At 73.3% G+C, this 23,280-nt stretch carries 21 protein-coding genes; 12 read left to right on the top strand and 9 right to left on the bottom strand.

Annotated features, from left to right (window positions below; translation table 11 throughout):
- The first annotated feature begins 200 nt into the window (after positions 1-200).
- A complete protein-coding gene (locus tag AB0M18_RS29400; protein ID WP_365763255.1) occupies positions 201-2,030 on the top strand; it encodes a phosphoenolpyruvate carboxykinase (GTP) in 1,830 nt (609 codons plus the stop codon).
- A gap of 137 nt (positions 2,031-2,167) precedes the next feature.
- Here the strand turns inward: AB0M18_RS29400 and AB0M18_RS29395 are convergent, their stop codons facing one another.
- The 5 genes from AB0M18_RS29395 to AB0M18_RS29375 form a co-directional block, all read right to left on the bottom strand.
- The gene (locus tag AB0M18_RS29395; protein ID WP_365763253.1) at positions 2,168-3,061 is read right to left on the bottom strand and encodes a poly-gamma-glutamate hydrolase family protein; all 894 of its coding nucleotides are present in this window, start codon (positions 3,059-3,061) and stop codon (positions 2,168-2,170) included.
- Positions 3,062-3,192: 131 nt separating this feature from the next.
- Positions 3,193-3,783 (bottom strand): hypothetical protein, encoded by a 591-nt coding sequence (locus AB0M18_RS29390; protein ID WP_365763251.1) that lies wholly within the window; start codon positions 3,781-3,783, stop codon positions 3,193-3,195.
- Positions 3,770-5,365 carry a VWA domain-containing protein gene (locus AB0M18_RS29385; protein WP_365763249.1) on the bottom strand — a complete coding sequence of 532 codons (1,596 nt, stop codon included), beginning with the start codon at positions 5,363-5,365 and terminating at the stop codon, positions 3,770-3,772. The genes AB0M18_RS29390 and AB0M18_RS29385 overlap by 14 nt, the downstream gene beginning before the upstream one ends.
- A complete protein-coding gene (locus tag AB0M18_RS29380) occupies positions 5,362-6,576 on the bottom strand; it encodes a toxic anion resistance protein (RefSeq protein WP_365763247.1) in 1,215 nt (404 codons plus the stop codon). The genes AB0M18_RS29385 and AB0M18_RS29380 overlap by 4 nt, the downstream gene beginning before the upstream one ends.
- Positions 6,573-7,694 (bottom strand): hypothetical protein, encoded by a 1,122-nt coding sequence (locus AB0M18_RS29375; RefSeq protein ID WP_365763245.1) that lies wholly within the window; start codon positions 7,692-7,694, stop codon positions 6,573-6,575. The genes AB0M18_RS29380 and AB0M18_RS29375 overlap by 4 nt, the downstream gene beginning before the upstream one ends.
- A gap of 100 nt (positions 7,695-7,794) precedes the next feature.
- On the opposite strand from AB0M18_RS29375, the gene AB0M18_RS29370 reads away from it, so the two are divergent.
- Positions 7,795-8,235 carry a hypothetical protein gene (locus tag AB0M18_RS29370; protein WP_365763243.1) on the top strand — a complete coding sequence of 147 codons (441 nt, stop codon included), beginning with the start codon at positions 7,795-7,797 and terminating at the stop codon, positions 8,233-8,235.
- Between the two features lie 50 nt (positions 8,236-8,285).
- Here the strand turns inward: AB0M18_RS29370 and AB0M18_RS29365 are convergent, their stop codons facing one another.
- Together AB0M18_RS29365 and AB0M18_RS29360 are read right to left on the bottom strand one after the other, a co-directional pair.
- Positions 8,286-8,678: a hypothetical protein gene (locus tag AB0M18_RS29365; RefSeq protein WP_365763241.1), complete on the bottom strand. Its 393-nt coding sequence runs from the start codon at positions 8,676-8,678 to the stop codon at positions 8,286-8,288.
- 86 nt (positions 8,679-8,764) lie between these two features.
- Positions 8,765-9,976 (bottom strand): pyridoxal phosphate-dependent aminotransferase, encoded by a 1,212-nt coding sequence (locus tag AB0M18_RS29360; protein WP_365763239.1) that lies wholly within the window; start codon positions 9,974-9,976, stop codon positions 8,765-8,767.
- A gap of 147 nt (positions 9,977-10,123) precedes the next feature.
- Between AB0M18_RS29360 and AB0M18_RS29355 the strand changes: the two genes are divergently transcribed.
- The 5 genes from AB0M18_RS29355 to AB0M18_RS29335 all read left to right on the top strand — a co-directional run bounded on the left by AB0M18_RS29355 (position 10,124) and on the right by AB0M18_RS29335 (position 15,914).
- On the top strand, positions 10,124-10,573 hold the full coding sequence (locus AB0M18_RS29355) for a hypothetical protein (protein ID WP_365763237.1): 450 nt from the start codon (positions 10,124-10,126) through the stop codon (positions 10,571-10,573).
- 407 nt (positions 10,574-10,980) lie between these two features.
- On the top strand, positions 10,981-12,996 hold the full coding sequence (locus tag AB0M18_RS29350; RefSeq protein WP_365763297.1) for a glycosyltransferase: 2,016 nt from the start codon (positions 10,981-10,983) through the stop codon (positions 12,994-12,996).
- Between the two features lie 22 nt (positions 12,997-13,018).
- Entirely contained in the window at positions 13,019-14,491 is a 1,473-nt protein-coding gene (gene mptB / locus AB0M18_RS29345) for a polyprenol phosphomannose-dependent alpha 1,6 mannosyltransferase MptB (RefSeq protein WP_365763235.1), read from the top strand.
- 52 nt (positions 14,492-14,543) lie between these two features.
- Positions 14,544-15,227, top strand: a complete 684-nt coding sequence (locus AB0M18_RS29340) for an alpha/beta hydrolase family protein (protein ID WP_365763233.1) — start codon at positions 14,544-14,546, stop codon at positions 15,225-15,227.
- A gap of 9 nt (positions 15,228-15,236) precedes the next feature.
- Positions 15,237-15,914 (top strand): winged helix-turn-helix transcriptional regulator, encoded by a 678-nt coding sequence (locus AB0M18_RS29335; protein ID WP_365763231.1) that lies wholly within the window; start codon positions 15,237-15,239, stop codon positions 15,912-15,914.
- On the opposite strand, the gene AB0M18_RS29330 is transcribed toward AB0M18_RS29335, so the two are convergent.
- Positions 15,911-17,518, bottom strand: a complete 1,608-nt coding sequence (locus AB0M18_RS29330; RefSeq protein ID WP_365763229.1) for a D-aminoacylase — start codon at positions 17,516-17,518, stop codon at positions 15,911-15,913. The two genes, AB0M18_RS29335 and AB0M18_RS29330, sit on opposite strands and share 4 nt — an antisense overlap.
- Positions 17,519-17,531: 13 nt before the next feature.
- A complete protein-coding gene (locus AB0M18_RS29325; protein WP_365763227.1) occupies positions 17,532-18,797 on the bottom strand; it encodes an alanine racemase in 1,266 nt (421 codons plus the stop codon).
- Positions 18,798-18,927: 130 nt separating this feature from the next.
- On the opposite strand from AB0M18_RS29325, the gene AB0M18_RS29320 reads away from it, so the two are divergent.
- From AB0M18_RS29320 to AB0M18_RS29300, 5 genes are all read left to right on the top strand, one after another.
- Positions 18,928-20,028 (top strand): sugar kinase, encoded by a 1,101-nt coding sequence (locus AB0M18_RS29320; RefSeq protein WP_365763225.1) that lies wholly within the window; start codon positions 18,928-18,930, stop codon positions 20,026-20,028.
- A complete protein-coding gene (locus tag AB0M18_RS29315) occupies positions 20,025-20,804 on the top strand; it encodes an IclR family transcriptional regulator (protein WP_365763223.1) in 780 nt (259 codons plus the stop codon). The genes AB0M18_RS29320 and AB0M18_RS29315 overlap by 4 nt, the downstream gene beginning before the upstream one ends.
- The gene (locus AB0M18_RS29310) at positions 20,801-21,211 is read left to right on the top strand and encodes a RidA family protein (RefSeq protein ID WP_365763221.1); all 411 of its coding nucleotides are present in this window, start codon (positions 20,801-20,803) and stop codon (positions 21,209-21,211) included. Before AB0M18_RS29315 ends, AB0M18_RS29310 begins: the two co-directional genes overlap by 4 nt.
- 70 nt (positions 21,212-21,281) lie before the next feature.
- Positions 21,282-21,806 carry a hypothetical protein gene (locus AB0M18_RS29305; protein WP_365763219.1) on the top strand — a complete coding sequence of 175 codons (525 nt, stop codon included), beginning with the start codon at positions 21,282-21,284 and terminating at the stop codon, positions 21,804-21,806.
- 61 nt (positions 21,807-21,867) lie between these two features.
- A complete protein-coding gene (locus tag AB0M18_RS29300; RefSeq protein ID WP_365763217.1) occupies positions 21,868-23,280 on the top strand; it encodes a serine/threonine-protein kinase in 1,413 nt (470 codons plus the stop codon).

The following is a 23,280-nucleotide window of genomic DNA, read 5'->3' as shown; positions in this document are numbered from 1 at the left end:
GCCATCGTACCTACGCCTCCGTAAGCCACGGATATGAGTGGTGATGCTCACGTGTGCGGCCCTCTGGACATATGGGCGCCGACATCGGATGATCAAATGAGTGCGGTCGGCACCGGATGAGCGCCTACGACGCAACACACGCATCCGGGTCGCAGCCCCCAAGGGGCATACATCTAAAAACCCCTCTTCAAGGAGCAATCGTGGCGCGCGACAACGCGGCTCCCTCCACTGTCCCGACCCAGCACCAGGAGCTCGTCTCCTGGGTCAACGAGATCGCCGAGATCACCCAGCCCGACCGCGTCGTGTGGTGCGACGGGTCCGAGGCCGAGTACGACCGCCTCGCCGAGGAGCTGGTCGCCAAGGGGACCTTCAAGAAGCTGGACCCGGTCAAGCGCCCGAACTCGTACTACGCCGCCTCCGACCCGACCGACGTCGCGCGCGTCGAGGACCGGACCTTCATCTGCTCCGAGAAGGAGGAGGACGCGGGCCCGACGAACAACTGGATGGCCCCGGCGGAGATGCGCGAGCTCTTCGCGGGCGACAAGGGGATCTTCCGCGGCTCCATGAAGGGCCGCACCATGTACGTGGTGCCCTTCTGCATGGGCCCGGTCGGCTCCCCGCTCTCCGCCATCGGCGTCGAGATCACCGACTCCGCGTACGTCGCCGTCTCCATGCGCACCATGACCCGCATGGGACAGGCCGTCCTCGACGAGCTCGGCACCGACGGCTTCTTCGTCAAGGCCGTGCACTCCGTCGGCGCCCCCCTCGCGGAGGGCGAGGCGGACGTGCCGTGGCCGTGCAGCACCACCAAGTACATCTCGCACTTCCCCGAGACCCGCGAGATCTGGTCCTACGGCTCCGGCTACGGCGGCAACGCCCTGCTCGGCAAGAAGTGCTACGCGCTGCGCATCGCGTCCGTCATGGCGCGTGACGAGGGCTGGCTCGCCGAGCACATGCTCATCCTCAAGCTGACCCCGCCGCAGGGCGAGTCCCGCTACGTCGCCGCCGCCTTCCCGTCGGCCTGCGGCAAGACGAACCTGTCGATGCTGGAGCCGACCGTCCCCGGCTGGACCGTCGAGACCATCGGCGACGACATCGCCTGGATGCGCTTCGGCGCGGACGGGCGCCTCTACGCGATCAACCCCGAGGCCGGCTTCTTCGGCGTCGCGCCCGGCACCGGCGAGCACACCAACGCCAACGCCATCAAGACGCTGTGGGGCAACTCCGTCTTCACCAACGTCGCGCTCACCGACGACGGCGACGTGTGGTGGGAGGGCCTCACCGAGGAGACCCCGGCGCACCTGACCGACTGGCGCGGCAACGACTGGACCCCGGAGTCCGAGACGCCCGCCGCCCACCCGAACTCGCGCTTCACGGTCCCGGCCTCGCAGTGCCCGATCATCGCGCCCGAGTGGGAGGACCCCAAGGGCGTCCCGATCTCCGCGATCCTCTTCGGCGGCCGCCGCGCCTCCGCCGTGCCGCTGGTCACCGAGTCCTTCGACTGGAACCACGGCGTCTTCCTCGGCGCCAACGTGGCCTCCGAGAAGACCGCCGCCGCCGAGGGCAAGGTCGGCGAGCTGCGCCGCGACCCCTTCGCCATGCTGCCGTTCTGCGGCTACAACATGGGCGACTACATGGCCCACTGGGTCAAGGTCGGCGCCTCCGCCGACGCCGCGAAGCTCCCGAAGATCTACTACGTGAACTGGTTCCGCAAGAACGACGCGGGCAAGTTCGTGTGGCCCGGCTTCGGCGAGAACAGCCGCGTCCTGAAGTGGATCGTCGAGCGCCTCGACGGCAAGGCCGAGGGCGTCGAGACCCCCATCGGCATCCTGCCGACGAAGGGCGCCCTGGACACCGACGGCCTGGAGATCGCCGAGGAGGACCTGGACTTCCTGCTCACCGTCGACAAGGACGTGTGGCGCGAGGAGGCCTCCCTGATCCCGGCGCACCTGGAGACCTTCGGCAGCCACACGCCGAAGGAGCTGTGGGACCAGTACAACGCCCTGGTGGAGCGCCTCGGCCAGCCGTAGGTTCCATCCCCGAACTCGTGGCGGGTTGCCCCGATTTCCGCCCTGACCAGCTGGGGTCACGACGGCCCGCCACGACGCATCCGGCCCCCGGAGCCCCCTCACGGCTCCGGGGGCCGGCGCATGCCCGCGCAGATTCCCTAGAGAATCGGCTGGGTGGCCTCGACGGTGGCGATCGCGCGGCGGCAGGCGTCGCGGAACTTCACGAACTCGGCGTTCCAGGTGGCCGCGCGGGCCGAACGCGAGGACGAGTCGTCGAAGAGGCTCGTGCGCAGCTCGGTCGTCAGCTCCAGCTGCGCGCCCATGCGCAGCATCGTCCGGTTGCACGGGTTGTCGACGTGGTCGCCGTTGAACTCGCCGAGCAGATCGGCGTATGCGGGGGAGAGGGAGTCGACGGCCGGGAAGCCGGCGGCCTTCAGCTCCTTCACGAGCTCCGTGCGGAGCGCGCCGTTGAGGCCGCCGACCACGGCTACACGGCGGTCGCCGGTGGGCGGGAAGGTGCCGGTCGGCAGGTTGAGCTGGTCGAACTTGCAGCCGTGCAGGGACAGTACGTTGAGGTGGCTCGCCGCCGTGGACAGGGCGACATGGTCGTCGCAGTTCTTCGACGTGACGTGCAGCGCCGAGTTGCCGATGGACAGCAGCCCCTCGAACATCCAGTAGTCGTGCACGGACGGCAGGACCGGGGTGCCGGCCGGGTCGCCCGGGCTGTAGCCGGCGATGCCCAGACACAGCTCGCTGGTGCCGATCTCGATGCCGCCGCCGTGCAGCGCGAGGACGGCGGTGCGCGGGAAGGCGTACGTGGCGCTCATGCTCGGGTCGAGCTGCTGGTGCCGGCGGTAGCGGCGGCTGAAGTCCGTGCCCTCATGGCGGGTCGGATCCTGGTAGAGCGCCGTGTTCGACGGGTACTCGCCGTCTGCCGTCGTCGCGGCGGACGCCGGGGCCGCGGCGGCGAGCTGACCGAGGACCGGGGCGCCCGCCGTGGCGGCCGCGGCGAAGGCCGTCAGGACGGTACGGCGGGACGTGGAACGCTGCATAGGTGTCATGCTCGGAACATAGTGGATCACCGGCAGCGGACGATCGGCCTCCGCAGCCGGTGACCAGCGTTTGTGTCCCTGGTCACGAATCCTGGTCACGGGCCCTGGGCACCGGCCCGGTCGGCCCCCGGTCACCGTCCGCGGTCCTCCAGGTAGCGGGTGTGCGTCTCCTGGCGCCGCGCCTCCGCCTCCCGCAGCGCGTCCGCGATGGCCGCCGCCTCCTCGTACAACGCCCCCAACTGACGCTCCAGATGGCGCTCCGGAGGCTCCGCGCCCGGCACCACCCGGTTCCACCAGCGGGTGCGGACGAAGGCGTCGACCGCCTCCGGGACGTCCTGCCGGACCGTGCGGGCGAGCACCCGGACGTGCTCCGGGTCGCTCACCCAGCCCGGTTCGAGCAGCGCACCGACCAGCGTGTCCAGCTCGGTCAGCCGGCCGTGCGCGGCCGGCGGGAGCTCCACCTCGGCGAGGTACGAGCGGAGCGTCGTCAGGTCGGTCCGCAGCGCGTCGAGCTGCTCGGCCGGCTCCGGGAAGGCCGGGGCGGGCGGGCGCTCCGGCGGCGCGATCAGCGCCCCCGCCCCGTACAGACCGGCCACGACCGCCGGCCACAGCGCGCCCGCGGCGCCGGTCAGGGTCAGCCCCAGTCCGGCCAGGCCGCAGGCGCAGCCCACCAGGTTCTTGCGGGACTCCAGATAGCGCAGCGCTCTGTCACTGGTAGCCACGGATCTCCTCGAAGGCCCCGTCGAGCGAGCCCTGGTTGGCGTCGAACAGCCGGCCGCCGGTGAGCTGGGCGATGTGGTCGAGCGCCGCCCGGTCGGAGTCGCCGAACAGGATCGGGAACACCGGGATGCGCTGCTGCTCCGGGCCGAGGCCCCGGTAGAAGCCGTCGAAGGCGCCGGCCGGGTCGCCGTCGGTGTTGGCGCCGTCCGTCATCAGGACGATCGAGGTGAAGGTGTCCTCCGACGCGGTGCCAAGCTTCCCGTACGCCGCCTCCAGACTGGAGTAGATGGCCGTGCCGCCGGACGCCGACAGCCGGTTCGCGTCGGCGCGGATCGCGTCCAGGGCGGCCTTCGGCGCCGCCGGGTCCACCGTGTGCGTGGTGACCTCGGACTCCTTCACCGAGGAGCCGAACGGCAGCAGCGTCACCTCCTCCCGGTCCCGGAAGTCGCCGGTCAGCTCCACAAGGGCCTTCTTCAGCCGGTCGAGCCGCTCGCCGTCCATCGAGCCCGAGGTGTCGAGCACGTACACCGTCCGCGAGGGGCGGCGCAGCGTGTTGTCGTACGCGTCGAGCAGCCCGTCCGCCACCGACCGGCTGCCGGGGAACGGCAGTTCGCGGCGCGGACCGGCCGCGAGCCGCCGCTCCGGTGCCACCCCGGGGACCACGGGACGGCGCAGGGTCCGCTCGGTGATCAGCTTCTGCGCGGCCGGGGTGCGCAGGTGCGAGGCGAGCCGGCGGGCCGCGTCCTTCGCCTCGGGCCGCGCGGCGGTCAGCGAGGTCAGCGGATAGTCGGCGGTCACCACCCCGTCGGCCGGGCGGATCACGGTCAGCTTCTGCGGCATCGAGAGCAGCACCGACTCGTAGTTGACCAGCGCGTCGATGTCGGTGCGCCGGCCGTACGCGGTGGCCAGCCAGCCCGAGGAGCCGGAGGTCAGCTTCTGCCCGGCGAAGAACTCCTTCAGCTTCGGGCTCGTCGCCCGCACATCGGCGTCGGTGAGCGCCGCCTGCGCGCCGGACAGGCCGGAGGCGACCGAGACGAGCGCGGAGAAACCGGAGTTGGAGCGCAGCGGGTCGGTCATGCCGTACGTCAGCTTCTTCTCGGCGACCGCCCGGTGGATCTGCGCCCAGGTGACCTTCTCCGGGTCCCAGCCGAGCCGGGTCACCACCTCGGGCCGCACCCCGAACGCCACCGGTGAGGCCATCACCGGCGTCTCGGCGGTGATCCGCCGCGCGACCTCGGGCCGCAGCCGGAGGTAGTCGTTGGAGGACAGCCAGATCGCGTCGTACTGCTTGTCCGCCTCGCCCGAGGCGATCCGCTCGACCGCGTCCAGGGTGCCGGCGTAGGTGGGGCGCACGGTGACACCGGTCGCCTTGCGGGCCTCCTCCAGGACCGGGGCCATGTCGGCGAGTTCGGAGGAGGCGAGGACACGCAGGGTGCCGGAGCGGTACGCGCCGGTGTCGGGCGAGGGTGCGCCGCCGCCCTTGCCGGTGTCGGCGTCGGAGGTGCAGCCGGTGACCGCGAGGGCCAGGGCGAGGGCGAGGGCCGCGAGCCGGCCCGTACGGACGCCTGCGGTACGGGGTCTCATCCGCGGCCTCCTTCGAGGATGCCGGGCGAGGAGGTGCCCTCTGCTCCCTGGGCGCGTTCCAGGTATCCGCTCGCGGTGCGCAGTTCACCGGAGAGCGCGTCCACGGTCTGCGCCATCGACTCGGTCGCGCGCACCTTGTACGTGTCGATCGCGTCGAGCGTCCGGTAGATCTGCTGGAACGCCGTGCGCACCGTCTCCAGGCCGACCGCGGGCTCCGCCGCGAGCCGCTGGATGTCGCCGGACTGGCCCGCGAGGGCCGCCGCGTTGCCCTGGATCAGGGTCTCCGTCGTGCCGCGCAGCGCGTTCACCTGCTCGACGACCTTCTTCTGGTGGTCGAGCGCGGCGGCCAGCATCACGGCGATCCGCAGCGCCGTCACCGTCGTCGTGGCGGCCCGGTCGACGCCCTTGATCAGCTCGTCGTTGTTGCGGCGCACCACGTCCATCGCCAGATAGCCCTGCGCGCACACCGCGAGCTGGGTCAGCAGGTCCTGGTGCTTCTGCCGCACCGGGAACAGCACGTCGGCGCGGAGCGCGTCGGCCTGGCCCGGGTCGGCGGTGGCGGCGATCCGCTGCTCCACGGCGGCGTCGAGGGCCTCGGTGAGCACCGCGTACTCCTGGAGCTTGCCCATGGTCTCCCACAGGCGGCCGCGCTCGGTCTGCAACGCCGCGTTGTCGCGGCGCAGTTCGTCCTGGCCGCCGCGCAGCGCGTCGAGGATGCGGGTGATGGTGTCCTGCGAGGAGGCGTACCGGGCGATGTGGTCGCGCAGCCGGTTCCCGCCGGGCAGCTTGGCGAGGAGGCCGCGCACGCCCTTGCCGGGGGTGTCGCGCGGGTCGAGGTCCTCGATGGTGCGGCGCAGTGCGACGAGGGAGTCGCCGACCCGGGTGGTGGGGTCGCCGCCGGCGCTGCCGAGGGAGCGGACGGTGCGGTCCAGCATCCGGTTGGACTGCTGGGCGGCCGTGCGGATCTCGCCCGAGCCGAGGGCGGCGATCTCGCCGATGCGTCCGGTGAACTCGGGGGAGCGGGCGTCGAGTCCGGCGAGCGAGCCGACGTACTCGGCGGCCCTGCGGCCCATTTCGGCACGGACGGAGTCGTCGAGCGGTACGAGCGTGGCGGCCTGCTCGGCGCGGATCGGCGCGACCGGCTCGGGCGGGGTGAGGACGAGTGGCGTCTCGTCGGGCGGCTGGAGCGACGGCGTGGTGGGTGTGGTCATGCGGTGCCCCCCTGGTCGCGGGCCCGCAGCGCCATCTCGTGCAGCACCTGCGAGGTGGGCACGGGCGCCTGGCGGACTCCGCCGAGCGTCTGGTTGAGGTAGCCGGTGTGGCCGGCGGTGGCGGCGGTGAACTCGGCGGCGGCGCCCTGCGGGCGGAAGCCGTGCCGGACCGCGAGCTTGCGCAACTCGGGGTCGGAGGAGAGGAGTTCGCCGAGGGCGCGGCCGGCATCGGTGAGCGGTACGAGGGTGTGGTCGCTGTTGACGGTGGTGTCCGGGTACAGCACCACCAGGTCTCCCAGGTCCTGCTTGGCGATCAGCTGGGACGCCACCTGCGACTCGTACACGAGCACCAGCGGGTTGCCGACGCCGCTGACGAAGTCCCGGAAGGGCGCGTCCGAGCTGGACTGCTGGGCGCCCTGCACCTGGGTGAGCTTGCGCAGCAGCGGCGCGGTGCGGTCCACGGCGGCCTTGTCCCCGGCGACCCGGCCGCCGTCGGCGACGTAGCTCGCGGCGGCGAGGTAGAGCGCGCCGGAGTTGGAGGCGACGGGGTCGGTCGAGGTGATGAAGAGGGTGCCGCTGAGCTCGGCGTGCCCGGCGGAGCCCTTGAGCTGCTGCCAGGTGCGGTCGGCGCGGGCGGCGGCCAGATACGGCTCCATCCGCAGGGCGCCGGTGCGGCCGCCGGGGCCGAGCGTGGCGAGCCCGTTGTCCGCGAGCACCTTGGCGGCGGCGCTGTGCGCGACGACCACGAGCGGAGAGTAGAAGGGCCGCAGCGGGGCCGCGGTCACCTTCGCCTTCGCCTTGATCCCGTCGGCGGGCGCCTTGGCGGACGGGAACGCGAAGTCGTACCCCTTGAGGGGCAGTTGCTCCATGTCCCAGGACCCGGAGGTCTCGGTCCCCACGGTGAGGCCCTTGGCTGCCAGGGCCTTCACGACCTCGGGATCGGCGAAGAACTCCGCCTTCTCCGACCCGATGACTCCTCGCACGGTCTTCGTTGCCGTGCCGCTGTCGTCCTTGTCGCCGCCCACCACGAGGGCGGCGGCCACGCCGCCGAGGAGCAGGACGGCGAGGACGATTCCCAGAATGCGTCTCACGGGTGCAGGTTGCTCGCGGAAGCCCACATTCCAGGGGGAGTCAGGTGTACGGGAGGTGAAGCGGTGATCCCGGTCGTGAACCGGAGCGAGGTGTACCGTGGCGGCCGTTCACGAGGGGGGTGGGGGTATGCCGCGCTGGGCGGTGGTTCTGCTGTGGGTGACGGGGGCCGTGATCGTGCTCGTGCCGGTGGGGCTGATGGCCGGCTTCATGTACGTCTACGGGAAGAACCACGAGGGCATGCGCTTCCCGTCCGATGACGCGACGGTGACGATGTGCCGGCTCGACCCGGTGTCGAAGCGGCCGGTGGCCGAGCTGTCGGTCACCAGTCAGGCCGCGCACCGGGGCACGTACCGGGTGACGGTGGAGTTCCGCGACGACCGGGGCAAGGCCGTCGAGCAGGGCGTGGGGACCGTCGAGGATCTGCCGCGCGGGGCCACCGGGCGTGCGGTGGTGGTGGGTGTGAAGGCGTACGGCGCGGGCGCGCCGAAGTGCGTCGTCTACGACGCGGAGTTCCGGTCCACCGAACCGGCGTCGTCCACCGAGCCGAGTGCGACGGCCGGGCCGTAGGTGGGTGGCGCCCGGGTCGCGCGGGGTCGTGGCCGCGCGGCCCGGGGCCGTCAGGGGGCGGCGACCAGGGGGTCGCCGGTGAGCGCCGCGGTGTGGGCGTCCATGCGTTCGGCGGCGAGGATCGCGGCGGAGGTGTCGGCGCGGGAGGCGGCGACGACGAGGGCGCGGCCGGCCAGGGCGTGGGCCTTGCGGTGCAGAGCCTCGGCGGGGGCGCCGCTGAGGCCCGCGTGCCGGGCCGGCGGGGCGCCGCGCAGCCTGGCCACCTGGCGGGCGATGAGCTCGCCCGCCTCCGTCTCGCCCAGCTCGTCGGTGACGGCGAGCAGGGCGGCGAGGTGTCCGGCGAGCTGGATGTCCAACTCCTCCTCGCGGGAGCGGTGCGGGAAGCCGTTCCGGGCGTCGTCGGCCATCCGGTGGACCGACTTGGTGCGGATCGGTTCGTACATGGGGATGGCCTCCTGAGATGAGCTCTGGAGACCATCCTAGCTTGGATTCAATCTAAAGTTGAGCCGAGTCCGGGTAAGGAATCGGCTCAGTACTGGCTGTAACCGTCCAGGAAGTTCCCGATCCTCGTCACCGCGTCCGCGAGGTCCGTCGCGTTCGGCAGGGTCACGATCCGGAAGTGGTCCGGCTCGTGCCAGTTGAAGCCCGTGCCGTGCACCACCATGATCTTCTCGGCCCGCAGCAGGTCCAGGACCATCTGCCGGTCGTCCTTGATCTTGTAGACGGCCGGGTCGAGCCGCGGGAACAGGTACAGCGCGCCCTTCGGCTTCACGCAGCTCACACCCGGGATCTGGGTGAGCAGCTCGTACGCCGTGTCCCGCTGCTCCAGGAGCCGCCCGCCCGGCAGCACCAGGTCCTCGATCGACTGCCGGCCCTGCAGCGCCGCGGCCACCGCGTGCTGCGCCGGCATGTTGGCGCACAGGCGCATGTTGGCCAGGATCGTCAGACCCTCGATGTACGAGGAGGCGTGCGCCTTCGGGCCGCAGACCGCGAGCCAGCCGGAGCGGAAGCCCGCCACCCGGTAGTTCTTGCTCATCCCGTTGAAGGTGAGGCAGAGGAGATCCGGGGCGAGCGCGGCGGTCGGGGTGTGCGTGGCGCCGTCGTAGAGGATCTTGTCGTAGATCTCGTCCGAGCAGACCACCAGATTGTGGCGGCGGGCGATCTCCGTCAGCGACCGCAGCATCTCGTCGTCGTAGACGGCGCCGGTCGGGTTGTTCGGGTTGATGATCACGATCGCCTTGGTGCGGTCGGTGATCTTCCGCTCGATGTCCGCCAGGTCCGGCATCCAGTCCGCCTGCTCGTCGCAGCGGTAGTGCACGGCCGTACCGCCCGACAGCGACACCGAGGCCGTCCACAGCGGATAGTCGGGGGCCGGGACCAGCACCTCGTCGCCGTCGTCGAGCAGCGCCTGCATCGCCATCTGGATGAGCTCGGAGACGCCGTTGCCGAGGTAGATGTCCTCGACGGAGAGCGGGATGCCCTTGGTCTCGTAGTAGCTCATGATCGCGCGCCGCGCGGACAGCAGGCCCTTCGCGTCGCCGTAGCCGTGCGCCTCGGAGAGGTTGCGCAGCATGTCCTCGAGGATGGCCGGCGGGCACTCGAAGCCGAAGGCGGCCGGGTTTCCGGTGTTGAGCTTGAGGATGCGGTGGCCCGCCGCCTCCAGCCGCATCGCCTCTTCGAGCACCGGGCCGCGGATTTCGTAACAGACGTTGGCGAGCTTCGTGGACTGGATCACCTGCATGACGAGAGCTTACGGCGGGCGGTCGGTTCGCGCTTCGTGTTTTGGGACACGTCGGGCACGGGCGCGCCCTTCCAGCGGTTTGTCCCCGATGCCCCTGATGTGGCGTGACTCGCATGTAGGGTGTCGTGCTCCCTACAATCCGGCGCCATGAGCCACCGGGATAACAGCGTCTTCGTCGACACCTCGGGCCGGCGGCGGCGCGCCGCCCGCTGGGCCGCCGTGGGCATCGGAGCCGGCTGCCTGGGCTTCCTCGGCATCGTCGTCGCGGGCGTCTTCGGCAGCGGGCCCGCCGGCGGACCGCTGAACTGGCAGGACGACGAGCCCCCCGCGCCGCCCGCGCTGATCCAGGCGGACCCGGGAGACGACGGCGCGGACGACGAGAAGTCGGACGGGCCCTCCGGCTCGCCCAGTGGCACCCCGAGCGGCAAGGCCACCGCCACCGCGAGCACCGCGCCGAGCGCCTCGGCCTCGAAGACCGCGTCCGCCCCCTCCGCCTCGTCCACCACCCGGGCACCCGCGCCCGATCCCACTGACGGCACCGTCACCGGCCCGGGGAACTCGGGCAACGCCCCCGGCTCGACGAAGAAGCCGAAGTGACGGGCGGGCGCCGGCGTCGCGGCGGAGACGGCGAACCGGAGTCGTACGGCTCCCAGGGGCCGTATCACCAGGATTCGCACCAGCCGTACCGGCCGTCCCAGCCGCATCCCTCGTACGACCCCTACGGGACCTACGAGCAGCCGGCCTACGGCACCCAGGGCGCCCACAGCGCATACGACCCGTACGGCGGGCAGCCGTACGGGCAGCACCAGCCGTACCAGCCGCAGCAGCCGTACCAGCCGCAGCAGCCGTACGGGGGGCAGGCGTACGACCCCTACGGGACTCCGCATCCCGCCCCGGCAGCGGAACCCACCCCCACCCGCGCCCCGACTCCGCCCGTCCCCCGCCCGCCCGTCGCCAGGGAAGGCGCCCACGCGCGCCGCCGCGACCCGCGGGCGCACTGGGCGATGCTCTGCCTCACCCTCCTGGTCGCCGCCACCGCCCTCGTCTTCGCCGGATACGGGCGCCACGAGATCGCCGCCACCGGCGGGACACCCGCCGCCGGCTGTGTCCCCGCGCCCGCCGACGTACGCAAGGGCGAGCCGGTGCTGCGGGTCGACGGGGCGGGCGCCGTGGAGAGCGCCGCGCCCTCCGACGGAAAGACCGCGCTCACCTACGACGGCGGCCCGAGCCCCGAGTGGACGCCGCAACTGCTCGACGTCCTGGCCGCCCGCCAGGTCAAGGCCACCTTCTTCCTCACCGGCTCCGCGGCCGCCGCCCACCCCGACCTGGTGCGCCGGATCGTCGCCGAGGGCCACGAGATCGGCTCGCACACCTACAGCGATGTGGAACTCGGCCAGGTGTCCGGGAGCCGGGCCGCCCTGGAGCTGTCCTTCACCCAGAACGCCCTCGCCGGATCCTCCGGCATCGGCACCCGGCTGCTGCGCCTGCCGCACACCGCCGGCCTCGGCACCCTGTGCGCCGACACCTGGGAGGCGGGGCACCGCGCCGCCGCCGAGGGCTATGTGATCGTGGCCGCCGACGGCACGTCCGTGCGCCAGTACACCGGCTCCGCACAGGCCGTGGACGAGACCGAGCGGCTCCTCGCGCAGCGCGGCGCCGCCGCCCGGTACACCTCCGTCGGCGCCGCCCTCGGCCTGGACGGCACCACCTACCCGGTGTCGGCGCTCGCCGAGTGGAAGGGCGCCGCGTTCATCGCCGCCCAGGGCGCCTCCCGCTGGTTCGCGGACGGCATGACCTGGCTGCTCGCGGCGGCCGGCGTCATCACCGCCGTACGGCTCGCGCTGCTGTTCGGCGTGGCCCGGCTCCATGTGCGCCGCACCCGGGCCCGGCGCCGCCGGGGCGCCCCGCGGATGCCCCCGGTCACCGATCCGGTGTCCGTGATCGTCCCCGCGTACAACGAGGAGGCCGGCATCGAGGCGACCATCCGGTCGCTGCTCGCCTCCACCCACGAGTACGTCCAGATCGTCGTGGTCGACGACGGCTCCACCGACCGCACTTTCGAGATCGCCGAGTCCGTCGAGGACCCGCGCGTGATGGTGGTCCGCCAGCCCAACGCGGGCAAGGCCGCCGCCCTGAACACCGGCATCGGCTGGGCGCGGTTCGACATCATCGTGATGATCGACGGCGACACCGTCTTCGAGCCGGACGCCGTGCAGAGGCTGATCCAGCCGCTCGCCGACCCGCGGGTCGGCGCGGTCAGCGGCAACACCAAGGTCGGCAACCGGCAGGGCGTCCTCGGCCGCTGGCAGCACCTCGAGTACGTGATCGGCTTCAACCTCGACCGCCGCATGTACGACGTCCTGGAGTGCATGCCGACCGTCCCCGGCGCCATCGGCGCCTTCCGCCGGGACGCGCTCGCCCGCGTCGGCGGGGTCAGCGAGGACACCCTCGCCGAGGACACCGACCTCACGATGGCGCTGTGCCGGGACGGCTGGCGGGTCGTGTACGAGGAGTCCGCCATCGCCTGGACCGAGGCGCCGTCCACGGTCCGCCAGCTCTGGAAGCAGCGCTACCGCTGGTGCTACGGCACCCTCCAGGCCATGTGGAAGCACCGCAGGGCGGTGGTCGAGCGCGGACAGTCCGGCAAGCTGGGCCGCCGCGGACTGCTCTACCTCCTCCTCTTCCAGACCGTGCTGCCGCTGCTCGCGCCGCTCGTCGACGTCTTCGCCGTCTACGGGCTGCTGTTCCAGGACGCCGGCCAGGCGCTCGGTGTCTGGCTCGGCTTCACCGCCGTGCAGGTCGCCACCGCCGTGTACGCGCTGCGGCTCGACCGGGAGCGGTTCGAGCCGATCTGGACCCTGCCGCTGCAGATCTTCGTCTACCGGCAGCTGATGTATCTGGTCGTGGTCCAGTCGGTCGTCACCGCCCTGCTCGGCAGCCGGCTGCGCTGGCACCGCATGCAGCGCACGGGCACGGCGACCGAGACCCGGGACCGGGACCGGACCGCGGCGGTCGGCTAGCGGGCGGGTAGGTTTGCCCCCCATGTGGGTTTTCAGCACCGCCGGCTGCCGGTGGCTCGGCGCGGCCGGAACGCTCGCCGTCACCGCCGGCGGCTGGGCCGCCGGGACGCTTCCGGTACGCGGCGGCGCGGGCCTCTGGCAGCGCCACGGCGGCGCGGTGACGGTGGCCGGGGCGCTCCTCGCGTACCTCGGGCTCACCCTGCTGATCCTCGCCTGGTGGCAGTACGGGCGGCGGCTGCGCGCCGGAGCCGCTGACCGGGCCGGCGTCACCCTCGCCTGCTGGGCGGCGCCGCTGCTCCTCGCCCCGCCGCTCTACAGCGCCGACGTCTACAGCTACATCGCCCAGGGCGCGATGGTCCTCGAAGGGCACGACGTCTACGGGGCCGGGCCGTCCGTGCTGCGACCCGGCGAGCTCGGGTACGAGGCCGCGGCGAGCGTCGGCGGCCACTGGACGGACACCCCCGCCCCGTACGGCCCCTTCTTCCTCGTCCTCGCCCAGGCGGTCGTGAAGCTCACCGGCGGCGCGGTCGTGCCCGCCGTCCTCGGCATGCGGATGGTCGCGATCCTCGCGCTGCTGCTGGTCGTGTGGGCCGCACGGGGGCTCGCGCCCGAGCGGCACCGCGCGGGCGCCGTGTGGCTGGCCGCGCTCAACCCGCTGCTCCTCATCCATGTCGTGGGCGGCCTCCACAACGACGGCCTGATGGCCGGACTGCTGCTCGCGGGCATGCTGTGCGCCGTGCGCGGGCGGTGGGCGCTCGCGGGGGTGCTCTCCGGGGCGCTCATCGGACTCGCGATGACGATCAAGTCGCCGGCCGCGCTTGGCCTCCTCTTCGCCGGCATCGTCCTCGCCCGGCGCCGGGGCGCGGTGGCCGGGCTGCTGCCGGGCGCGGTGGCCGTGGCCGTCGCCGCCGGCGCGAGCGTCCTGGCCGGCACCGGCTTCGGCTGGCTCCGCACCCAGAGCGTGGCCGCCACCATCCACACCGCGCTCTCCGTGACCAGCGACGTGGGCCTGGGCCTCGGGCTCCTCGTCTCCGGCGAGCCGGAGCCCGTGAAGGGCCTGATCCAGAAGCTCGGCCTGCTGGCGGCGGCCGCCGTCGTCACGGCCGTCGCCTGGCGCGCCTGGAAGGGCCGCGTCGACCCGGTTCTCGGCCTCGGCCTCTCCCTCCTCGCCCTGGTCGCCCTCTCCCCGATGGTCCAGCCCTGGTACGCCCTGTGGGGCACGTGCGCCGTCGCGGCCGTCGCCTGGGGCGGGCGCCTCGGGCAGCTCCTCGCGGTGGTGTCCGCCGGCCTTGCGTACGAGACGGCGCCGTCCGGCCACACCCCCTGGTACGGCTTCGTCGCGGCGGGCGCCGTGGTGGCCGCCGGGCTGTGGTGGGCGCGGCGCGAGCCGTGGGACCAGGGGCATGCGAAGGCCCGGGCGGACGGTTCCGCGTCGCTGCCCGCGCAGGCGGCGGGGGAGCGGGGGCGGTCCGCGACCCCGAGTCATCCTTCCTGATTTTGAACCAGGTACTTCAAAAACGGGAAGTGGCGGGCTAGGGTCGGGAGCCATGACGACGACCTACGTACTCGTCCACGGGGCCTGGCACGGGCCCTGGGCCTGGGACCGGATCGTGCCCCTGCTGCACGCCGCCGGAGCCCGCACCGTCACCCCGGACCTCGGCGCACCCGGCGACCACGGACTGCACGACGACGCACGCACGGTCGCCGCCGCCCTCGACGCCGTCCCCGAAGGCGACCACGTCGTCCTGGTCGGACACAGCTACGCCGGCCTCGTCGTCCGGGAGGCCGCCGACGTCCGGCCGGACACCGTCGACCACCTGGTCCTCGTGGACGGCTGGGCGGGACCCGACGGCGCCGGCCTGCTCGACCTGGCCCCCGACTCCTTCGGCGCCGCCATGCGCAAGGCCGCCGCGGCCTCCCCGGACGGGCGCACGATCCCCGCCCCGCCCCCGGCCGCCTTCGGCGTCACCGGCGCCGCCGACACGGCCTGGCTGGCGCCCCGCCTCGTCCCGCAGCCGCTGCGCACCTTCACTGAGGCCACCCGGCTGAGCGGCGCCGTCGACGCGATCCCCGGCACCGCCGTCCACTGCCGGCCCGTGACCTACCCGTTCGACCGCTTCGGCGCCGCCCTCGGCTACCGGCTCCGGGCGCTCGACGCCCCGCACGACGTGATGCTCACCGACCCGGAGGCGCTCGCCCGCGTACTCCTGGAGGCCCCCGGCCCGGCCTAGAGTGAGGGCGTGGAGCAGCGAACGTACAACCAGTACTGCGCGACCGCGCGCACCCTCGACCTCGTCGGCGAGCGCTGGACGCTGCTGCTGATCCGCGAGCTGCTCACCGGACCCAAGCGCTTCGGCGACCTCCAGGCCGCGCTGCGCGGCCTCGGCACCGGGCTGCTCTCGGCCCGCCTGAAGCACCTGGAGCGCGAGGGCCTCGCCCACAAGATCACCCTCCCGGCGCCCGCCCGCACCCCGGCGTACGCCCTCACCGAGGCCGGCGAGGAGCTCGGCCCGGCGGTCCTCGCGCTCGCCCGCTGGGGCATGACCTGGGCGATGGGGGAACGGCGTGATGCCGAGGCCTTCCACCCCGGGTGGGCCGTGCTCGGCCTGCGGGCCTGCTTCGACGCCGAGGCGGCGGCCGGGCTCCATGCGGTGTACGAGTTCCGCGTCGGCGACGAGGTCTTCCACGCCCGGGTCGCCGACGGGGCCGTCGAGACCCTCCACGGACCGGCCCAGACCCCGGACGCGACCGTGACCATCGGCGAGCAGGACTTCCTCGACCTCGTGGGAGGCGTGGAGCGGAAGGGCCTGGCCGAGGCCGTCGCGTCCGGCGCCGCCACGGCGACCGGCGACGCCGAGGCCCTGCGCCGGCTGAAGGACCTCTTCCGGCTGCCGGCCCGGCGGTCCCGAACCGCTTAGGGCACCTGGCTCCCGCTCCTCCTCACCGACCGGCCCGCGAGCTCGTCCGTCCGCCTGCCGTCCTCGATCGCGAACCGGCCGTTCACCAGCACGTGCGGGATGCCCACCGGGAGGGTGCGGGGAGCGGCGTACGTCGACCCGGCCGCGACCGTCGCCGGGTCGAAGAGGACGAGGTCGGCGACGAAGCCCTCGTGGACCCTGCCCCGGTCGGGGAGGCGGAGGCGGGCGGCGGGGCGGGAGGTGAGGTGGGCGACGCACTCCTCCAGGGACAGGACGCCCTCCTCGCGGACACAGCGCCCGAGGTATTCGGGGAAGGTGCCGTAGGCGCGCGGGTGCGGCTTGGCGCCCTGGAGGATGCCGTCGGAGCCGCCGGTGTGGACACGGTGGCGCATGATCGCCCGGACGTTCTCCTCGTGGCCCACGTGCTGGAGGATCGTCGGACCGAGCCGGTCCTCCAGGAGCAGCCGGCGGGCCGCCGGCCAGTCGGGGACCGTGCGCCCGACCCACTCCGCCAGGGCCGGGTCCGTCACGCCGGAGATCTCCACGGTCTCCCACTCCACCGGCACCCCGTGGCAGCCGTCCGAGCCCAGCTCCTCCAGGTGGTGCCGGATCCGCTCGGCCGTCGCGTCGTCCGCGAGCCGCGCGAGCAGCGCCTCGGGCCCGCCCTCGTGCGCCCAGCTCGGCAGCACGGCGGCCAGCGTCGTACAGCCCGGGGTGTACGGGTACGTGTCGAGCGAGATGTCCGCGCCGCCGTCGAGGGCCTCGTCCAGAAGCGCGAGCAGCTCCGGCGCGCGCCCCTTGTTCACACCGAAGTTCATCGTGGCGTGCGCGAGGTGCAGGGCGCAGCCCGCGGCACGGGTGAGCGCGACCATCTCCTCGTACGCCGCCAGGGCGCCCGCCCCGTACGAGCGGTGGTGCGGGCAGTAGTAGCCGTCGTACGAGGCCACCACCCGGCACAGCTCGGTCAGTTCGGCGTCCGGCGCGTACATCCCGGGGGTGTAGGTCAGGCCCGACGACATGCCGACGGCGCCCTGCTCCATGCCCTCGGCCACCAGCCGCCGCATGCGGTCCAGCTCGTGCTCCGTCGCCGGCCGGTCCTCCCAGCCCATCGCGTACGTGCGGACCGTGCCCTGGGGGACGAGGTACGCGGCGTTCACGGCGATGCCCTGCCCGCCGTGCGCGGCGTCCAGGCGGTCCAGGTACTCGCCGACCGTGCGCCAGTCGAGGTCGACGTCGGAGCCGTCGCCGTTCCAGCCGGCGATCGTGCGGCGGACCTCGTCAAGGGTGCGGTCGTCGACCGGCGCGTACGACAGGCCGTCCTGCCCCAGGACCTCCAGGGTCACCCCCTGCGCCGCCTTCGCGCTGTGGTCCGGGTCCCGGAGCAGCGCGAGGTCGCTGTGGGCGTGCATGTCGATGAAACCGGGGGCGAGCGCGAGGCCCTCGACGTCGATGACCCGGCGGGCCGTCGGGCGCCGGCAGCCCGCCTGCGCGGCCTCCTTGACGATCGCGGCGATCCTGCCGCCCTGGATCGCGACGTCGGCGCGGTAGGAGGACCCGCCGGTGCCGTCGACGACCTCCGCGTCACGGAAGACGAGGTCCATCACGGTCAGGGCTCCTCTAGAAGAAGGTGCGGATGTAGTCGACGACCGTCCCGTCCGCCTCGACCAGCGGGATCAGCTGCCACTTGTCGAAGATCGTGCAGGGATGCGACAGGCCCATCCCCACCCAGTCGCCGACCTCCACGTCCGCGCCCGGCGCGGTGCCGAGCCAGGCGTGCTGGTCGGACAGGCCCGTCACGGTGATGCCCGCCGCGGCGCGGACCTCACCCGTACGCGCGTCGCGGACCACCTGCGCCTCGGGCAGGTGCAGGTCGTGGGAGGCGTCCCGCTTGCCCGCGTTGGTGAAGGCCTGTTCGGCGGTGGGCCGGGAGACGACCTGCGACCAGAGCCGGAACGCCGGCTGGAGCGCGCCCTCTTCGGGGACCCGGTTGAAGGGGGTGCGGTCGCGGTACTGGCCGTCGTCGTGCGAGACGTACGCGCCGGAGCGCAGCAGCTTCAGGACGGGCAGGGAGAGTTCCGGGATCTCCGCGAAGACCTCGGCGACCGAGTCGAACCACTCGCTGCCGCCCGCGCTCACCACGATCTCGCCGATGGCGGGGTCGAAGCGGCCGGCCTTGTCGAACTCGGCCGCGAGCCCGACGAGCCGGTGCAGCCACGTGCGTACGGAGTCGGCGTCGGCCCCGGGCATCGTGCCCTCGTACCCGGCGACGCCGACGAGACGGAGCGTGGGGACGGCCGCGACCGCGTCGGCGACGGCCGCGCACTCCGCCTCCGTCCGTACGCCCGTCCGCCCGGTAGCACCGGCGGCCAGTTCGACGACGACGTCGACGGGGCGGGTCCCGCCCGCCGCGCGCAGGGTCTCGTCCATCAGCTCGACGCCGCGCACGGAGTCGACGTAACAGATGAAGCGGAAGCCGGGGTCGGCGTCGAGCTCGGCGGCGAGCCAGCGCAGCGCGACGGCGTCGACCAGCTCGTTGCCGAGGAAGATCCGGGAGATGCCGTGGGCACGGTAGACGCGGGCCTGGTGGGGGACGGCGGCGGTGATGCCCCAGGCGCCGTGGGCGATCTGACGGTCGAACAGCTGCGGGGCCATGGACGTCTTGCCGTGCGGCGCGAAGGCCAGGCCGTGGCGCTCGGCGTAGGTCTCCAGCAGGCGCAGGTTGTGCTCGACGGACTCGGCGGAGAGGGCGAGGACGGGGGTGGTGAAGCCGCCCGTGAAGAGGTTGCGGCGCTGGGCGGCCAACTCGCCGACGGTCAGGCCCGCCGCGTCCGGCGGCAGCGCCTTGAAGCGGTGGTCGACGACCTCGTGGGCCAGGTCGGGCATGGATCCTCCTCGCGAGCGTTGCACTCTGTGCAACGCTCGTTGCGTATATCGCTGGTCGCTGTCTAACATCCGGGCCGAGGCCGGGTCAACGGACCGGACGCGTTGCTGATCGACGATAAGGAGTGCTCGGGTGACCGACGTCGTCTGCCTCGGCGAGTCCATGGTCACCTTCCTGCCCACCCGGCCCGGACGCCTCGCCGACGTGCCCTCCTTCGACCGCGCCGTCGGCGGCGCCGAGTCCAACGTCGCCTGCGCGCTCGCCGCCGTCGGACACCGGGTGCGGTGGGTGGGGCGGGTCGGCCGCGACGGCTTCGGCGACCATCTCGTCGAGGCGATCCGCTCGTACGGCGTCGACGTCTCCACCGTCGTCCGCGACCCCGACCGGCCCACCGGCGTCTACTTCCGCACCGCCACCGACCGGGCCACCGACGCGCACGAGGTCGTCTACTACCGGGCCGGGTCGGCCGCCTCCGCGATGGCGCCCTCGACCGTGCCGTACGACGTCGTCGCGGGCGGCCGGATCCTTCACCTGACGGGTATCACGGCGGCGCTGTCGGACTCGTGCCTCGCGCTCTTGCGTGAGCTGGCAGCGCCTCGGAGCGGGCGGCCGTTGGTCTCCTTCGACGTGAACTTCCGGCCGGGGCTGTGGGCCGACCCGGTGAGCGGGGGGCGGGTGTTGCTTGAGCTGGCGCGGGGAGCCGATGTGGTCTTCGTCGGCGCCGACGAGGCGGAGGAGGCGTGGGGCGTCGGGGAGCCGGACGCGATTCGGCGCGCGCTGCCGGAGCCGGCGGTGCTGGTGGTGAAGGGGGGCGGGGAGGGGGCGACGGTGTACGAGCGCTGCGCGGCTTCTTCCCCTGACGGGCTGGAGATCCAGCCCCACCGGCGATTGACGCGCGGGGGTGCGGGGGCGGAGCCCCCGCGCAGCGGCGGCCGCCCCGACACCGTCACCCACGTCCCCGCTCCCCGCGTCGACGTCGTCGCGCCCGTCGGCGCCGGCGACGCCTTCGCCGCCGGGTTCCTCTCCGGGACCCTGCGCGGGCTCGACGCGAAGGCGCGTCTCCGCCACGGCCACCTCATGGCCGCCGCCGCGCTCACCGTCCCCGGCGACCTCGCCGCACCCGCACGGCGCGCCCACGCCGACCGGCTGGCCGCCGCCCCCGACGAGGCCTGGGAGACACTTCACCTCGGCCCCGGCTGGACGGGGGAGGACCAGGAGGTACGCACGCCATGAGCCAGACCGTCGACCGGGCACTCGGCATCCTGCCGCTGCTCGCCCAGGGGCCCGCCGACCTCGGGCAGGTCGCCGAACGGCTCGGCGTCCACAAGTCCACCGCCCTGCGCCTGCTGCGCACCCTGCACGAGCACGGCCTCGTCCACCGCCAGCAGGACCAGCGCTACCGCCTCGGCGCCCGGCTCTTCGCGCTCGCCCAGGAAGCCGTCGAGAACCTCGACGTCCGCGAGATCGCCCACCCTCACCTCGCCGCCCTCAACGAACGCATCGGACACACCGTCCACCTCGCCGTCCACGAGGAGGGCGAGGTCCTCTACATCGACAAGGTCGAGAGCCGCTACCCCGTCCGCATGTACTCGCGGATCGGCAAGCCGGTCGCCATCACCGTCGCCGCCGTCGCCAAACTGCTCCTCGCCGACCTCCCCGAGCCCGAGCGGCGCGCCCTGGCCGCCAAGCTCGACTACCCCCAGTACACGCCCCGTTCGACCCCCGACGCGGCCGCCTTCCTCAAGGAGCTGGCGACCGTGCGCGAACAGGGCTGGGCCACCGACCTCGGCGGCCACGAGGAGTCCATCAACTGCGTCGCCGCGCCCATCCGCGGCGCCGACGGCCGGGTCGTCGCCGCCATGTCGGTGTCCGCGCCCAACGTGGTCGTCACCGCCGAGGAACTCCTCACGCTCCTGCCCCTGGTGCGGCGCACGGCCGACGACATCAGCGCCGACTACTCCGGTACGACCCGACCCAAGGACACCGAGGACACCGAGGACACCGCATGACCGAGAAGATCGCCCTCACCCCCGCGACCCACACCGCCCCGCCCGCCAAGTTCTCCCACGGCGTCAGGAAGGGCAACATCCTCCAGGTCGCCGGCCAGGTCGGATTCCTGCCCGCCGTCGAGGGCCGGGCCCCCACCCCGGCCGGTCCCACCCTGCGCGAGCAGACCCTCCAGACCTTCGCCAACGTCAAGGCGATCCTGGAGGAGGGCGGCGCGACCTGGGACGACGTGATGATGATGCGCGTCTACCTCACCGACGTGGACCACTTCGCCGAGATGAACGAGATCTACAACCGGTACTTCGAGGAGCAGGGCCTCAAGGCCCCCGCCTCCGCCCGTACGACGGTCTACGTCGGCCTGCCGGCGGGGCTTCTGATCGAGATCGACGCCCTCGCCGTGCTGGGCTGATCCGGGGTTGATCCAGGGGCTGATCCGGGGTGGCTCGAACGCCCACAGGAACATCGGCCATACTTCCGCCGTGGAGCAGCGCACAGGACCCAGCAGCTTTCAGGCGGTGCAAGGCGCCGCGGCGGACCCGGCGTTCGTCCCGGGCATCACGGGGCTCGCCCCGGTGAAGCCGGTCGCGGACCCGGTCGAGGAGCCGAAGGACGAGGTGCCCGAACCGCAGGACGCGGTTCCGGCCCCGGCCCCCGAAGCGCCCGAGGCCGCGGACACGGACACGGACACGGACACCGAAGTCGTCGTGGACGGGCCGGTCTTCGAGGCCGCCGACCGGCGGGCCAGGATCGTGGCCGACGCCACCGGCGTGCGGCTGAGCCTCGACGAGGAGAACTGCGAGTTCCGCTGGGACGAGATCGGCGCGGTGGAGACCGAGGTGTCCCGCTTCGGGCGCCGCTTCACCGTCATCGTGCACACCCCGGACCGCCGCTGGTACCCCATCGAGATCGACGCGCCGGCCAAGGCCAAGGTCGCCGAGTGGGAGTCGGAGCTCGACGCGGTCCTGGACGCCTTCTTCGACGAGGGCGACGGGAAGACCTCGTAACCCGCCCCGTCGGGGATGGCATGGCCGGATCAACGTGCGGGGTTCGGCCATACTGTCCTGCGTGGGGACCCTCATCGGCAGATACGTGATCGAGCACAAGCTGGGCGAAGGCGGCATGGGCACCGTCTACCTGGCCCGGTCGCGCGGCGGGCGCGCCGTCGCCGTCAAGGTGGCCCGGCCCGAGCTCGCCGCCGACCCGGCCTTCCGCGCGCGCTTCCGCGCGGAGGTCGCCGCGGCCCGGCGGGTCGGCGGGTTCCACACCGCGCAGGTCGTCGACGCCGACCCCGAGGCGGCCGAGCCCTGGCTCGCCACCGCGTACATCCCCGGCCCCACGCTCGCCACCCTCGTCGAGGCCGAAGGGCCCCTGGACGAGGAGCGGTTGCGGGCGCTCGCGGCGGCCCTCGCCGAGGCCCTGGAGGCCATCCACGCCTGCGACCTGGTCCACCGCGACCTCAAGCCGGGCAACATCGTGATGGCCCCGGACGGGCCCCGCGTCCTGGACTTCGGGATCGCCCGGGCCCTGGAGTCGAACCGGCTGACCGCCACCGGCGTCGCCTTCGGCACCCCGGGCTACCTGGCCCCCGAGCAGGCCCTCGGCGAGGAGGTGACGGGCGCCGCCGACGTCTTCGCGCTCGGCGCCGTCCTGGTGGCGGCGGCCGGCGGCAGCCCCTTCGGGGGCGGTACGCCGATGGGCCTCATGTACCGCTCGGTGCACGAGGCGCCGGACCTCACGGCCGTGCCGGAGGGGCTGCGCGACCTGGTCGGCCGCTGCCTCGCCAAGGAGCCCGGCAACCGTCCGACGCCCGAGCGGATCCTCGACGAACTCGGGCCGGGCGCGGGCGCTCAGGCGAGCCCGGCCCCGGAACACCGGCCGACAGCCCTCGACGTGCCCGACCCCCGCTCGGCACCCCTCCCGGTGCCGCCCGTCGCCACGCCGCCGACCCCCACCCCGACCCCCACTCCCGGTTTCGGCGCCCCGACACCCGTACCGCCGACCGCACCGCCGCCCGCGGGCCTCCCGTACACCCCCACCGCCCCGTACGCCCCGGCCTCCCCGTACCCCGCCGCCGGCGGTCCCGTACCGATGCCCCCGCCCCCGTCGTACGCACCGGGTGCCGGTCGCGGTGCCGCTGCCGAGTTCGTCGCCGCCGACGCCAAGGGCGGCCTGGTCATCGACGCGCACGGCGTGACGTTCCAGCTCCGGGAGGCCGAGGCGGACTTCCGCTGGGCGGAGATCGCCGCGGTCCAGCACTTCCCCACCCGGCGCGGCCGGGTCCTGCGCCTCGTGCTGTTCCTGCACGACGGGACGAGCTTCGTCTGCGACGTCGACGGACGCCGGCACACCCGCGTCGACGAGTGGGCGGCGCGGATCGACCAGGTGCTCGCCGTCCACCTGCCGGGCCGTCCCCCTGCCCCGTACCCCGGCCCCCAGGGGTACGCGCCCGGCCCCGGGTACGGCTACCCGCGCGCCTGA

The organism is Streptomyces sp. NPDC051909, from assembly GCF_040681095.1.
In the GTDB taxonomy this organism is placed as follows: Bacteria; Actinomycetota; Actinomycetes; order Streptomycetales; family Streptomycetaceae; genus Streptomyces.
The sequence above is the reverse complement of the archived record's forward strand: the minus strand, read 5'-3'. Positions and strand labels throughout refer to the sequence as shown.